Annotated in this window: 9 protein-coding genes; 5 read left to right on the top strand and 4 right to left on the bottom strand. The window is 74.5% G+C overall.

Annotated elements, in window-relative coordinates:
* Nucleotides 1-33 precede the first annotated feature (33 nt).
* Entirely contained in the window at nucleotides 34-1,593 is a 1,560-nt protein-coding gene (gene pdxR, locus ACZ37P_RS25320) for a MocR-like pyridoxine biosynthesis transcription factor PdxR (RefSeq protein WP_467348722.1), read from the top strand.
* Between the two features lie 23 nt (nucleotides 1,594-1,616).
* Here the strand turns inward: pdxR and ACZ37P_RS25325 are convergent, their stop codons facing one another.
* Entirely contained in the window at nucleotides 1,617-4,607 is a 2,991-nt protein-coding gene (locus ACZ37P_RS25325) for a tetratricopeptide repeat protein (RefSeq protein WP_467348724.1), read from the bottom strand.
* A gap of 49 nt (nucleotides 4,608-4,656) precedes the next feature.
* Nucleotides 4,657-6,480, bottom strand: coding sequence for an HSP90 family protein (locus tag ACZ37P_RS25330; protein WP_391045183.1), 1,824 nt, complete (start codon nucleotides 6,478-6,480; stop codon nucleotides 4,657-4,659).
* A 255-nt stretch (nucleotides 6,481-6,735) separates the two neighbouring features.
* On the opposite strand from ACZ37P_RS25330, the gene ACZ37P_RS25335 reads away from it, so the two are divergent.
* A complete protein-coding gene (locus ACZ37P_RS25335; RefSeq protein ID WP_467348726.1) occupies nucleotides 6,736-8,142 on the top strand; it encodes a GNAT family N-acetyltransferase in 1,407 nt (468 codons plus the stop codon).
* A 280-nt stretch (nucleotides 8,143-8,422) separates the two neighbouring features.
* Here ACZ37P_RS25335 and ACZ37P_RS25340 read toward each other — a convergent pair whose 3' ends face one another.
* A complete protein-coding gene (locus ACZ37P_RS25340; RefSeq protein WP_467348728.1) occupies nucleotides 8,423-9,616 on the bottom strand; it encodes a trans-sulfuration enzyme family protein in 1,194 nt (397 codons plus the stop codon).
* 60 nt (nucleotides 9,617-9,676) lie between these two features.
* Here ACZ37P_RS25340 and ACZ37P_RS25345 point away from each other — a divergent pair, with 60 nt between their 5' ends.
* The 3 genes from ACZ37P_RS25345 to ACZ37P_RS25355 all read left to right on the top strand — a co-directional run bounded on the left by ACZ37P_RS25345 (nucleotide 9,677) and on the right by ACZ37P_RS25355 (nucleotide 12,828).
* The gene (locus tag ACZ37P_RS25345) at nucleotides 9,677-10,153 is read left to right on the top strand and encodes an Lrp/AsnC family transcriptional regulator (protein WP_355341262.1); all 477 of its coding nucleotides are present in this window, start codon (nucleotides 9,677-9,679) and stop codon (nucleotides 10,151-10,153) included.
* 155 nt (nucleotides 10,154-10,308) lie between these two features.
* On the top strand, nucleotides 10,309-11,997 hold the full coding sequence (locus ACZ37P_RS25350) for a DUF885 domain-containing protein (protein WP_355341265.1): 1,689 nt from the start codon (nucleotides 10,309-10,311) through the stop codon (nucleotides 11,995-11,997).
* Between the two features lie 306 nt (nucleotides 11,998-12,303).
* Entirely contained in the window at nucleotides 12,304-12,828 is a 525-nt protein-coding gene (locus ACZ37P_RS25355) for a GNAT family N-acetyltransferase (protein ID WP_355341268.1), read from the top strand.
* A gap of 25 nt (nucleotides 12,829-12,853) precedes the next feature.
* Here the strand turns inward: ACZ37P_RS25355 and ACZ37P_RS25360 are convergent, their stop codons facing one another.
* Nucleotides 12,854-13,372 (bottom strand): rhodanese-like domain-containing protein, encoded by a 519-nt coding sequence (locus tag ACZ37P_RS25360; protein WP_467348730.1) that lies wholly within the window; start codon nucleotides 13,370-13,372, stop codon nucleotides 12,854-12,856.
* Nucleotides 13,373-13,430: the final 58 nt, after the last annotated feature.

The raw sequence follows: 13,430 nt of genomic DNA on the forward strand, positions 1-13,430 counted from the left end.
GGAGACAAGCGGTCCGGTTTAAGGTCCATTCCCATGGGAGTTAAGAGGACCAATTCGGATGGTGCCGGTGCGGACCCGGAGGCGGCGGGCGGCGCGCCGACCTCGGCGGCCGGGTCGGACGTACCCCGGACGACGGTCCCGGCGGGCCCGCCGGCCGACGGGCCGCAAGGCGCCCAGCCCGAGGGGTGGACCGCCGCGTGGGAGCTGTTGCTGCCCTCCGCGGGGGCGTCGCCGCGGGGTCGGGGGCGGGCGCTCCAGGCGGCGCTGCGGGACGCCGTGCGCTCGGGGCGGCTCGCGCCCGGCACGCAACTGCCCGCCAGCCGCGAACTGGCCGCCGACCTCGGCGTGTCGAGGGGCCTGGTCACCGACGCGTACGCGCAGCTCACGGCCGAGGGGTATCTCAGCGGGCGGCAGGGCTCCGGCACGTGGGTGACGGGCGCGGGCGCCGTAGCCGTACCGGCCGCGACGGCCATGCCCGCCGTGGACGACCGGGGCGGTCCCGCGGACCTCAGGCCGGGTCTGCCGGACCTCTCCCTGTTCCCGAGGGCCGCGTGGTCGGCGGCCCACCGGCGGGTGATCGCCCGGCTCCCGCACCGCGCCTTCGGCTACCCGGATCCGCGCGGCCTGCCCGAACTGCGCGAGGCGCTGGCTGAGTTGCTGGCCAGGCGACGCGGGGTGGCCGCGGACCCCGACCAGGTGATGGTCTGCTCCGGCGTGGCCCAGGCGCACACCCTGCTCGGCTTCGTCCTGCGCGGGCGCGGCGAGCGCGCGACGGCCGTCGAGGACCCGGGCAGCCCCGAGCAGAGCGGACTGCTCGGCGCGACGGGGCTGACGGCGGTGCCGGTGCCCGTCGACGAGGAGGGCCTGTCGGTGACGGCGCTGGCCGCCGCCGGAGTACGGTCCGCCATCGTCACGCCCTGCCACCAGTTCCCGACCGGGGTCGCCTACTCGGCGCGGCGGCGCGCCCAACTCACCGACTGGGCCCGTACGGTCGACGGTCTCGTCATCGAGGACGACTACGACGGCGACTTCCGCTACGACCGCGCGCCGGTCGGCGCCCTCCAGGGCCTGGCGCCCGGCCATGTCGCCTATACCGGCTCGGTGAGCAAGACCCTCGCCCCGGGGCTGCGGCTCGGCTGGCTCGTCGCGCCGCCGGACATCATCGCCGACGCCGCCGCGCGCAAGCGCACGATGGACCTCGGCAACCCGGTCACCGAGCAGGCCGTCCTGGCCGACTTCCTCACCTCCGGGCAGTACGACCGCCACCTCCGCCGCTGCCAGCGCCTCTACCGCCGCCGCCGCGACACCCTCACCACCGCGCTCGCCGCGCACTTCCCCGGCGCCACGACCAGCGGCATCGCCGCCGGTCTGCACGCCATCGTCACCCTCCCACCGCGCTGCGGACCCCCGTCCCGTCTGCTGTCCGCCGCGACCTCCGCCGGAATCACCCTCCGCCCCCTGTCCGACTACGAGCACGCGCCGACGCGGGTGCCCGGCGTCCGGTTGGTCATCGGGTACGCGCACCTGTCCCCGGAGTCGATCACTCGCGCGGTCGAGCTGCTGGCCAGGGCGGAGTCGGCCGCACCGCGCTGAGACGAGCGGTCCTGAGCCCGGCCTCAGCTCTCGTCGTCCGCCCGGTCGGCGCTGGTGTAGTCGAGGATCGAGGCGGCCTCGGCGCGGCGGGCGTCGGCCGTGGGGTCCTGGGCGTCGGCGTATTCGGCGGTGACGGTACGGGCGCGGGTGGCGGCGGCGGTGGGGCGGGCGAGGTCGGCTTCCAGCCAGGCGGCCATGAGGGTGGCGGCGGTGCGGTCGTCGCGGGCGGTGGCGCCCAGCGGGGTGAGGGTGGCGATGGCGAGGTCGGCCAGTGCCAGGGCCTCCTCGTGGACAGCGTCCGTGTCGCCCGGACCGTCGTCGGAGCCGTCGGTGCCGCCCGCCGCGCGTAGGACGATCTCGGCGGTCTGGCGGTAGGTGTCGGCGAGGTCCACGCGCAGGTGGCCGGTGGCCGTCCCGTCGTCGGGGTCGGCGGCTTCGAGTGCCTGTCGCACGGTGTCGGCGGCGGCGGTCATGAGGGAGCGGGCCACGGTGATGCCGCCGCGGCCTTCACCGACTTCGATCCAGGCGCGGGCGCGCAGGGTGCGGATGAGGGCGTGCGGGTCGCCCACGGCGCGCCAGAGGTCCTCGGCGCGGGCGTAGGCGCGTACGGCCTCGTCGTGCAGACCGGCGCGGTTGAGCGCGTCGGCGGCGAGATTGGCGAGCATGGCGTGGTCGCAGGGGTCGTCCCAGCCCTCGGCGATCCGGGCGGCGCGCAGGAACTGCTCGGCGGCCTCGCGGGCCTCGCCGAGGTCGAGTTGGCACTCGGCGAGCCACCAGCGGGCCTGGACGATCTGGGCCTCGTTGCCGCCGCGTTCCAGGTCGGGCAGGACGGACTCCAGGACGCAGGCGCCCTCCTCGGCCCGGCCGAGCCGCCGCAGCGCGCCGCCGAACAGCAGCCGGGCGGTGGCGCCCATGTCGTCGCCGTGGCCGGCCTCGTCGGCCCAGGTCGCGGCCTCCAGCGCCTCGGCCGCGGCCTGTTCGTCGTCGCCGAGCGCGGCGCGCGCCTGGGCGATGAGCAGGTGCAGATGGGCGCGGTGCGGCGGTTCGAGTACGTCGGCGCCGTGGTCGAGCGCGGCGCGCGCGCAGTCGGCCGCGGTCTCGGGGTCGCCGCCGCGCAGTGTCAGGTCGGCGAGGGCCGCCTCGGGCTCGGCCGCGTACCAGGGCTGTTCCGCCGCGTGGTGCAACTCGGCTCCTCGGGTGAGGAGTCGGACGGCCCGCTCGCCGTCGCCGCGGCCCGCGGCGAGCCGTCCGAGCATGACGGTGGCGTCCGCGAGGCGTCCGGTCATCCCCGGCTCGGCCTGGTGCTCGTCGCTGAACTCGGCCACGTCGGCGGCCTGTTGGGCGGCCTCCGCGAGCGCGGCCCGCCGGGCCTCGTCGTCGCCGCCCGCCGCGGCGGCCAGCAGGACTCGGCAGCGCAGCAGCCCCGCGCCGCTGACCTGGCGGGCGGTGGCCCGCTCCCCGCCGTGCAGGTCGCGCAGCACCGCGCACTGCTCCTCGACCGCCCGCAGCGCCTCGTCCGCCTCGCCGGTGAGCGCGAGCGCGTAGGCGGCGCGGGCCCGGCTCGCCGCGGCCTCCCCCGGCTCCCGCGCGTCCTCGAACTGCCGCGCGGCGCGCAGGAACAGCTCGCGGGACCGTACGGGTTCGCCGATCGCGGCCATCGCGGCGTTGTCGGTGATCTCCGCGCGCGCCGCGGCGTCCACTTCGGCGCCGGTCCGTTCCACGGCGGCGGCCACGTCCGCCCACGCCTGGTGGGCCCGCGGGTCGCCGCCGCCGCTGAGCCGCCGCGCCTCGGCGACCATGTCCGGCAGGTCGTCGGCGGCGGGTTCTGCCGGTGCGGAGTCGGCCCGCGGCGGGGGAAGGGCCGGTCCCGCCTCCGTGGCAGCCGCCTCGCCGAGCCGCGCCGCCCGAATTCCCAACGGCAGCCGCTCCAGCAGGGGTTGGCGCGCCATCCGCTCCCGTACGGCCTCGGAGACGGCCCGTGTGCCGTTGCGGGCGTCGAAGCTGTGCGCCAACTCCAGGGCGCGGGTGCGGGCATGGGTGTGCAGGTCGGCGGCGGTCCAGTCGCGTCCCGCCGGTCCCGGCACCGGTCGGTCGGCGTGGCCGAACGCGGTGAGCCGTGCGGTGAGCAGCGCGGTGACGGCGTGGTGGTCCATGAGGCTGTCGGGGTCGCCCGCGGCGGTGAAGTGCGCGGGGTGTGCGGCCAGGATCTCCAGGCCGCGCGCCTCGTTGCCGGTGAGCGCGCAGAATTCGATGTGCTGGGCGACGGCGGACCGCATGCTCTCCATCGACCGGACCATCCGGTAGCCGCGCAGGTGGTTGGCGCGGGCCAGGTCGGCGCTGCCGGTCCTGAGCAGCGGCAGCAGCGAGGAGGCCAGCACCCCGTGCGGCTCGTGCGCACACGTCAACTCGCCCGCCAGTACCGGCTGCCAGCTCTCCAGCGCCCGCCGGTCGTCGCCGAGGCGCACCCGCCAGCCGCCCTGGGCGTGCAGTTCGCAGGCGTGGCAGTCGCTCATCACGTCGCGGTCGGCGGCCAGCCACGCGGCGAAGGCGGCCTCGGCGCGCGGCAGGTCGCCGATGTGCCGGGCGATCCTGAACTGGCCCTGCCGTACGGCGCGTTCGGAGTATCCGGCGAGCCGGTAGCGGTGTTCCATCTCGGCCTGCCACTTCTCGATGGCGGCCAGCGGGATGTGCGGCTGATCGAGCATGCCGCTGGAGACCCACTTGAAGTACCAGTGCAGGCTCTTGGCGCTGAACTCGTCGAAGTCGCCCGGCTGTTCGTCCCACATCCGCAGCGCCTTCGCGAAGGGCACGAATCTCTTGTCGGACTCGGAGCTGTAGTTGTACGCGGTGAGCAGATTGAACAGCGCCTCGATGATCAGCGGCCGGTCACCGGTGCGGTCGGCCTCCTCGGCGATGCGCTCGGCGCGGGCGTTGCGGGCCGCGCCCTCCGGCTCCGCCGCGTTCTCCTGGATGGCCCGGCGCAGATCCGCCGCGGTCGTGGGCTCGCCGGTCATCGTGGGCCCCCCGGGACGCCGCGCCGTGGCCCGGTCGGACACGTCGTCCTCATCGGCCCTCCTCCTGCCCGGCCGGGTGGTCGGTGGCCCACTGGAGCAGGTCGAGGAAGGCCCGGTTGAGCAGCGCGGTGTCGGCGGGCCGCAACGGCCGCTGCGCCATCAACAGCGCCTGACCGTACAGCGCTTCGACGGAGCTGGCCACCAGGTCGCGGGCGCCGAGCGCGCCGATCCTGCGCACCAGCGGGTTGAGGTGGTTCAGGACCAGCCGGGCCCTGGGCGCGGTGCCGCGCAGCGATCCGAGGATGCCCGCCCACAGGTCGTCGGCCTGTTCCTCTTCCTCCTCGCGGGCGCGCTCGTGCCGGGCCGACCGGTCGTCGAGGTGCAGCGCGGGGACGGTCAGCGGGTGGAACGTGCGCAGGACGACGTCACACCCCAGCGGGTCGAGTGCGGCGCGGGCGACGGCGAGGAAGCCGGACAGGGCCAGTTCCTCGGCCGGGTCGACCGTGTCGAGGTGGGCGGTGACGGTGTCGGCGTCCAGTTCCGCGACCGGGGTGCCCGGCCGTACCCGCGGGAGCATCCCGACCAGGTCGGCGTCGTACGTGTAACCGCCGTTGACCACGCCCATGCCCTGGGCGGCGGCGATGGCGGCGACCTGGCGGAATTCCTCGACGGTACGGGTGAAGTGCACGGTCGGGTGGCGGCGGGCGAATTCGTCGAGCGACTGCTGCCCGTCGGTGGTCTCGAACGGCAGCCAGGGCAGCATCACCCGCAGCAGGTCGGGGTCGTGCCGGGCGAGCGTCTTCACGCCGAGGTGGTGCACGGACAGGAAGTGTCCGAGGCGTTCCGGCTCGCCCGCGGCCAGCGTCGTCAGCCACTCCTTGATCCGCTCGCCCAGCGCGTCGCGGACGGCGGCGAGCGTCTCGTCGGCGTAGAGGTGTTCGCGGGACGCGGTCGGCCGCAGGCTGTCGGTGTCGATGACGCAGCGGACGAAGAAGGCCCAGTCCGGAAGGAGTTCGTCGGCGCGGTCGGTGAGCAGCATGCCCTTGAGGTGCACGCGGTGGCCCGCGCGCTGGGCCGGGCTGACGGCGGAGGGCAGGACGTACGCGATGCCGCGCACTCCGGCGACCGGCACGTCGAGGTCGATGGCGTCCAGCGGCAGGAAGCCGAACTGCTCCTGGCAGTGCCTGGCCAACTCCACCCGGCGGGCCCCGGCACTGGCGTGGCGGCGCTCCCAGACCGGCGGCCGGTCGGTGACGGGCGTGTCGTCCACCCGGATGTCGTACGGCAGCAGCGAGCCGAAGTCGCGGGTGACGGCGGTGACCCGCTCGGGCGTGAACCAGTCGGCGGCGCCGGGCCGCGCGGTGAGGTGCACGGTGGTGCCGGGTTCGGTCCTGGCGTCGTCCGGCAGCGTGCGTACGGTGTACGAGCCGTCGTCGCGCGCGGACCATTCGACCGGCGGCGCGTCCGGGGTGCGGGCGGAGCGGCTGACCACGCGGATGGTGTCGGCGACGACGAAGCAGGCCAGCAGGCCGATGCCGAACTGGCCGAGGAATTCGGTGCGGGCGGAGGCGATGCCGTTCTCCAGCGCGTCGCGCTTGGAGCTGCGTCCGATGGTGGCCAGCAGATTGTGCACGTCGGCCTCGGTGAGGCCGATCCCGGTGTCCTCGACGCGCAGCGCGCCGGGTTCGGTGTGCAGCAGGACGCGGGCGGGCGCGTCCTGGTCCTGCGCGCGGCGGGCGGTGATCGCGTCGACGCCGTTCTGCAGAAGTTCCCGCAGGTAGACCTTCGGGCTGGAGTAGAGGTGGTGGGAGAGGAGATCCACCAGGCCACGCAGATCGACCTGGAAGGTGTGCGGTGTCTGTTCTGCAGTCATCGTCGCTGCGCCGGTGGGGGTAGCTGCTTCGGCGCGGGTAGGGCGGCTCGGGTGGTCCGCGGCGGGGTGAAGTCGGGCCATCGTAGGCGGCGCGGGGGCTCGTTGACCATGGGGCCATGGATGCCGCACTCCGGCGCGAGAGGGGCGCATTCGGCAAAAACGTTGAAAACGTAAGTTAACCGAAAAGATCCGTCCTTTACCGGCCGGTCACGGAACGTTCGTGATCACGCAACACATCTTAGGCATGGTAGACGTATGTCTCAGTCGACTCCTGCCCATCCCGGATCCCGTCAGCATCACTGGCGCCGCGAATTCGTCGAAGTGGCCGCGCTGTTCACGGCGATGGCCACCGCCGACCTGATCGCCGAGACGGTGGGGCACGGACCCGACGGCCGGGTGCTGCTGGTCATGTCGGCGGCGGCGCTGCTCGCGGTGGCGGGCTTCCACACCTGGTGGGCACGCGGGCGCGGCCACGCGCCACCGGCCGCCGCGCCGCGGACGGGCGAGGACGGACGCGCCGACGCATCCGCCGACGAGGCAGGCGCCGAGCGCGCGGGCGGCCGTACCGACGGCGAGACGACGCTGTGGCGGCTGCGGACGACCGTGCGCGACGCCCCCGGCAGCCTGGGCGCGGTGTGCACGGCGCTCGCGGGCAGCCGCGTCGACATCGTCACCCTTCAGACGCACCCGCTGGCCGACGGCACGGTGGACGAGTTCCTGCTGCGGGCCCCTGCGGCGCTGCCCGCCACGGCGCTCGCCCGGACCGTCACCGCCGCGGGCGGCACCGACACATGGACGGAGCGGGCGGACGCCCACGACCTGGTGGACACCCCGACCCGCATGCTCACCCTGGCCACCCGTACGGCGCTCGACGCGGCGGAACTGCCGCTCGCGCTGCGGCAGTTGTTCGGCCGCTGCACCATCCGCTCGACGCCCGCGCCCGCCGACGCCACCGCTCACGCCGAGGACGCGCTCGACGGAACCGTGATGCGGCTGCGCGACCCGTCGGGCGGCACGATCACCGTCCAGCGCGACCATCTCCCCTTCACGCCCACCGAGTTCGCCAGGGCGCGGGCCCTGCTGGAACTCGACGCGCGGCTCGGCGCGCGCCTCGGGGCCAGGACGCCCGACGCCAGGGACGTCCTGACGCTCCCCGAGGGCAACGAGATCACGATCCGCCGCGCCGGGCCCGAGGACCGCGAAGCCGCCCTGGCCATGCACGAGCGCTGCTCCCCCGGCACTCTCGCCCTGCGCTACCACGGCCCCGTGGGCGACGCCGACCGCTACCTCGCCCACCTGCTCAGCCCCCGCTTCGGCCAGTCCCTCGCCGTCGAGACCGCCTCCGGCCACCTGGTCGCCCTCGGCCACCTTCTCTGGGACGGCGACGAGAACGAGGTCGCCCTCCTCGTCGAGGACGGCTGGCAGCGGCGCGGCATCGGTGCGGCCATGCTGCGCAAACTGGTCGCCATGGCCGCCGAGGCCGGGCGTGACAGCGTTTACGCTGTCACGCAGTCGACCAACACCGGCATGGTCGCCGCCATGCGCGAGCTTGCGCTGCCGCTCGACTACCAGGTCGAGGACGGCACCCTCGTCATCACCGCCACCCTGGCGTCTGCCGACGCCCCTTCCCCCCTCCCCCGCACCACCCAGGACCGCACCTGACGCTTCGGGTCACGCCCCCAAGGGGCGCGGGGAGGGCGCGCTGCCGTCGCGCACGGCCTGCCCTTCAGGGGCGCGGGAAGGGTGCACTGCCGTCGCGCAGGGCCTGATTTCCAGGGGCGCGGGGAACTGCGCGGCCCGCCCCCACCGGGCTGTCAGCCCGAGAACGACAGCAACTGCCCCACTGGGGCCGGTTCTCAGCCGCACCACCGCGCGAGCTGAGCGCGCAGGTTCCCCGCGCCTAAAAACACGGCCTACCCTCCTGCGTCAGCGGAGAACGCGGTCAGACGTCGATGCGACGTACTCCGGGTGCGGCCGAGGTGGTGGAGGACGCGAGCGCGAGCGTCAGGTCGGACCAGAGGTCGTCGACGTCTTCGAGGCCGACCGAAAGGCGGAGGAGCCGTTCGCTGACGCCGGAGCGGGAGCGATCGGCCTCGGGGACGATGCGGTGGCTGATGGAGGCGGGGTGCTGGATGAGGGTGTCGACGCTGCCGAGGCTGACGGCCGGGGTGATGAGGCGGACGGCGCCGATGACGGCGTGGGGGTCGCCGAGGACTTCGAAGGCGATCATGGCCCCGCCGATCCGCGGGTAGTGGACGGCGCCCACGCGGGGATCGGCGGTGAGGCGCCGGGCCAGTTCCGCGGCGGTCGCGGAGGCCGCCCGCATGCGTACCGGAAGGGTGGAGAGCCCGCGCAGCAGGAGGTAGCCGGCGAGCGGGTGCAGGACGCCTCCGGTGGCGAACCGCACCTTGCGCAGGCGCCGCGCGAAATCCTCGTCGCAGGCCACGGCGCCGCCGAGCACGTCGCCGTGGCCGCCCAGGTACTTGGTCGCGCTGTGCAGCACGATCCGGGCGCCGGATTCGGCGGGCCGCTGGAGTACGGGCGTGGCGAAGGTGTTGTCGACCAGCAGCGGCACGGTGCCGCAGGAGTGGGCGACGGCCCGCAGATCGACCTCCGCGAGCGTCGGGTTGGCGGGCGTCTCGACGATGACGAGACCGGTGTCGGGCCGCATCGCGTCCGCGATGCCCGCCGGGTCGGTCCAGGTCACCTCGGTGCCGAGCAGTCCGCCGGTCAGCAGGTGGTCGCTGCATCCGTACAGCGGCCGGACGGCGACGACATGGCGCAGCCCGTCGGCGGCGCGCGCCAGCAGGCAGGCGGTCAGCGCGGCCATCCCGCTGGCGAAGGCCACCGCGGCCTCGGTGCCCTCCAGCCGGGCCAGCGCGGTCTCGAAGCGGGCGGTGGTGGGATTGTCCAGCCGGGCGTAGACGGGCGGGCCTTCGAGCTGTTCACCGGTGGCGGCGAAGGCGTCGATCCGCCGGGCCTCGGCGCGGCTGTCGTACGACGGGTAGGTGGTGGACAGGTCGAGCGGCACGGCGTGCACGCCGAGGGCCGCGAGGTCTTCGCGCCCGGCGTGCACGGCCTCGGTGGCCAGGGTCAGGCGGGGCCGGGACGGTGTCGTTGCTGCTGTCGTCTCCATGTGCTCCAGGCTGAACGCTCGCCGGGCGTCGTGGGAGAACGCCCGTGCTACGTTCGCCCGATGTCTGATTCCGTCGCGCTGGATCCGGTGGATCTGGAGATTCTCCGGCTGCTGCAGAACGATGCCCGGACCACGTACCGCGACCTCGCGGCGGCCGTCGGTGTGGCGCCGTCGACCTGCCTCGACCGGGTGGCCCGGCTGCGGCGCGGCGGCGTGATCCTCGGGCACGAGCTGCGGCTGGACCCGGCGAAGCTGGGCCGCGGTCTGGAGGCGCTTCTTCTGGTGCAGGTACGGCCGCACCGCAGGGAGTTGATCACACCGTTCGTGGACCGCGTCCGCGCGCTGCCGGAGTCCCGCGCCCTGTTCCACCTCACCGGGCCCGACGACTATCTGGTGCATGTCGCGGTGACCGGTGCCACCGATCTCCAGCGGCTGGTGATCGACGAGTTCACCTCACGGCGGGAGGTCGCGCGGGTCGAGACGCGGCTGATCTTCCAGCAGTGGGCGTGCGGTCCGCTGCTGCCGCCCACGCCGTGACCCGGACGGTCCGATCCGTACGGGCCCGGCGGGGCTGTTCCGCGGGGCGCGAGGGCCGGGGAACACGCCCCCAGCTGCGGCGTACGCGCCAGGCGTAAGGCACCACGCACACAATGGTGGTGACGCGAGGGCCGGTCTCGTACCAGGATGGCGCCATGTCCAATATCACCAGCAGCCCTCTGCCCCGCCAGGTCGCCGACACCTACGTCGACGATCTCCTCGCTCTCGACCCGGTCCTCGGCACCTACCTCGGCGCCCCCGGCAGCGCCCGCCGCCTGCCGGACTTCTCACCGGCCGGCGCCGACGCGCTGGCCGCGCTGGCCCGTGCCACGCTGGACCGGTTGACCGAGGCGGAGGCGCGGCCCGGTGGCGAGAGCGACGCCGAGCGGCGGTGCGCGCGGCTGCTGCGCGAGCGGCTGAGCGCGGAACTCGCCGTGCACGCGGCCGACGAGCACCTGCGCGCGGTGAGCAACCTCAGCTCCCCCGCGCACAGCGTCCGGGACGCGTTCACCCTCATGCCGACCGACTCCGCGGCGGACTACGCCGATCTCGCCGCCCGGCTGCGCGCCGTCCCGGCCGCCCTCGACAGTTACCGCGCCGCGCTCGCCGAGGGCATGTCCCGCAAGCTGTACGCGGGCCCGCGCCAGGTGTCGACGGTCATCGGCCAGATCGGTGAGTGGATCGGCGACGACGGCGGGGAGAGCTGGTTCACCGCGCTCGTCGCCGAGGGGCCGCAGGAGCTGCGCGCCGAGCTGGACGCCGCCGCCGCCGAGACCACCGCCGCCTACGCGGCCCTGCGCGACTGGCTGCGCGACACGTACGCCCCCGCCGCCGAGGGCACGTCCGACACCGTGGGCCGCGAGCGCTACGCCCGCTGGTGCCGGCTGTGGAACGGCACGGACCTCGACCTGGACGAGGCGTACGCGTACGGCTGGTCCGAATACCACCGCATCCACGCCGAGATGGTCGCCGAGGCCGCGAAGATCCTGCCCGACAAGTCCCCCTGGGAGGTGCTGGCCCACCTGGACCAGCACGGCACCGCCATCGAGGGCGTGGACGAGGTACGCGACTGGCTCCAGGGCCTGATGGACGAGGCGATCCAGGCGCTGGACGGTACGCACTTCGAGCTGGCCGACCGGGTCAAGCGCGTCGAGTCCCGGATCGCGCCCCCCGGCGGCGCGGCGGCCCCGTACTACACCGGTCCTTCGGAGGACTTCAGCCGTCCCGGCCGTACGTGGCTGCCGACGATGGGCAAGACCCGTTTCCCGATCTTCGACCTGGTCTCCACCTGGTACCACGAGGGTGTGCCGGGCCATCACCTCCAGATCGCGCAGTGGGTGCACGTCGCCGAGAGCCTGTCCCGCTACCAGGCCACCGTCGGCATGGTCAGCGCCAACGCGGAGGGCTGGGCGCTGTACGCCGAGCGCCTCATGGACGAGCTGGGCTTCCTCACCGACCCCGAGCGGCGCCTGGGGTACCTGGACGCCCAGATGATGCGGGCCAACCGCGTCATCGTCGACATCGGCATGCACCTCGAACTGGACATCCCCGCCGACTCGCCCTTCCACCCGGGCGAGCGCTGGACGCCCGAGCTGGCCCGCGAGTTCTTCGGCCTCCACAGCGGCCGGCCCGCCGACTTCGTCGACAGCGAGCTCATCCGCTACCTCGGCATGCCCGGCCAGGCCATCGGCTACAAGCTCGGCGAGCGTGCCTGGCTCACCGGCCGCGAGACCGCTCGCGCGGCGCACGGCGACGCCTTCGACGCCAAGGCGTGGCACATGGCGGCCCTGTCGCTCGGGTCGCTGGGACTCGACGACCTGGTGGCGGAGATCTCGGCGCTCTGACCTCCGGTCGGGGCATTTCCCGGTGACGCGAGCCCCGCCTCGCCGCCCGGGGAGACCTGTGCCCCGAAGGCGCGCCGGGGGAGGAACCACGCGCTCGGCCCCCACCGGTCCGGTGGTCGCGAAACAGCGTCTGCCCCACCGGGGCGACCCTGTGCCCGCGGCCCCGTGGGGGCCGGTCGCGCGGTTCCCCCCGCCCGCGGAAAAGCCGGGCGCGGCCCTCGGCACGGGGTCGCCGCGCGGGGCGGTTACGCTGCTGCCTTCCGGTTCGACGCCGGGACGACAGCTCGCAGAAGGCGGTACGGCTCGATGACGTTGCACGCTTCCCATGACGGTGGACGGCTGGTGCTGACGCAGGGCCGGTTGACCCTGCGTGAGCAGCTTCCGGAGGACGCGGCGCTGTTGGCGGACGGCAAGCCCGCCGGGTTGGTGTGGGTCGACGGCGTGCCGGGGGACGGCACGGTGGGCGCGGCCTCGATGACGGTGGCCGCCGCCGCGGCGGGCGTCTACCGGCCGGGCTGGGGCGTCTTCGCGATACAGCGCAGTGACGACCTGGTGGCGCTGGGCGGCGCCGGGTTCCACGGGCCGCCGGACGGCGGCGCGGTGGAGATCGGGTACGACCTGTCGGAGTCGGGGCGGGGCGCGGGCTGGGCCACGGACGCGGCGCGGGTGCTGTGCCAGTGGGCGCTCGCGCAGCCGGGTGTGCTGGTGGTGCTCGCCACCACGGAACCGGCGAACCGCCCGTCGCAGGCCGTTCTGGAGCGCGTCGGCTTCGTGCGGGTCGCGGACCGCGGCGAGCTGTGGGCGTACGAGCTGACGTCGCTGCCGGACTGAACGGCCGAACAGGCGGACGTCGGGGTCAGCAGCCGCAGTCGTCGGCGCCGACCGGCGCGGTCAGGGGGTCGGCCGCGCGCCGGGCGGGGCCGTCGGCCGTCTCGTACGCGTAGCCCTCGCGGATCCAGTACTCCATGCCGCCGAGCATTTCCTTGACCCGGTAGCCGAGGTCGGCCAGGGCGAGGGCGGCGCGGGTGGCGCCGTTGCAGGCGGGGCCCCAGCAGTGGACGACGACCGGGACGTCGCGGTCGAGGAATTCGGCGGCGAGTTCGGGGACGCGCGCGGTCGGCAGGTGGACGGCGCCGGGGATGTGGCCCTGGTCCCAGGACTCGGTGGAGCGGGAGTCGAGCACGACGAAGCCGGGGCCGCCGCCCGTGGCGCGGGCCGCCTCCAGTGACGCGGCGACATCGGAGACGTCGGTGTGGAAGGCCAGGGAGGCCGCGAAGTACGCGGCGGCGTCGGCGGGGGCTGCCGGTGGCACCCGCAGGACCGGGCCGACGGCGGTGGCAGGGGTGGCGCTGAGCTGGGATGTCCGCAGTGTCATGGCGCAGAATCTACGGTCGCGCCCGGCTTGCCGGAAGTGCGCTTCCCCCGCAAATGCC

It is taken from the genome of Streptomyces sp. NPDC024632, from assembly GCF_055559175.1.